This window comes from Herbaspirillum sp. UBA812 (assembly GCF_002296545.1).
Lineage (GTDB): Bacteria > Pseudomonadota > Gammaproteobacteria > Burkholderiales > Burkholderiaceae_D > Herbaspirillum > Herbaspirillum huttiense.
Genome location: NZ_DBIC01000175.1, coordinates 4,169 through 4,742 on the forward strand (window position 1 = coordinate 4,169; position 574 = coordinate 4,742).

General features: G+C 66.9%; 1 protein-coding gene. It reads left to right on the forward strand.

Annotated elements, in window-relative coordinates:
- A partial coding sequence (locus B3873_RS11740) for an NAD(P)-dependent oxidoreductase (protein ID WP_286866190.1) occupies nucleotides 1-523 on the forward strand: 523 nt, incomplete at its 5' end.
- Nucleotides 524-574: the final 51 nt, after the last annotated feature.

Consider the following 574-nt stretch of genomic DNA (forward strand, 5'->3'; position numbering starts at 1 on the left):
CATGGGCCGCATCGGCCAGGCCATCGCCCGCCGTTCGCTGGGCTTCGACATGCAGGTGCTGTACCACAACCGTTCGCGCCTGGCACCCGAGCTGGAAGCGCGCGCCAACAACGCCCGCTACGTCAGCAAGGAAGAGCTGCTGCAACAGGCCGACCACGTCGTGCTGGTGCTGCCATACTCGAAGGACACGCACCACACCATCGCCGCCCCCGAGCTGGCGCTGATGAAGCCGACCGCCACGCTCACCAACATCGCGCGCGGCGGCATCGTCGATGATGCAGCGCTGATCGCCGCCCTGCGTGAAGGCCGTATCGCTGCCGCCGGGGTGGATGTGTTCGAGAATGAACCGTCGTTCAAGCCGGAATTCCTCGACCTGGGCAACGTCGTGCTGACGCCGCATATCGCCAGCGCCTCCACGCCCACGCGCCTGGCCATGGCCAACTGTGCAGCTGACAACCTGATCGCGGCGCTGTCGGGCCAGCGTCCGCCCAACCTGCTCAATCCGGACGTGGCGGCGCGCTGATCGGCCGCTCCTGCCGGAGCATCAAACAAAACGGGCGCACCTGAGACCAGT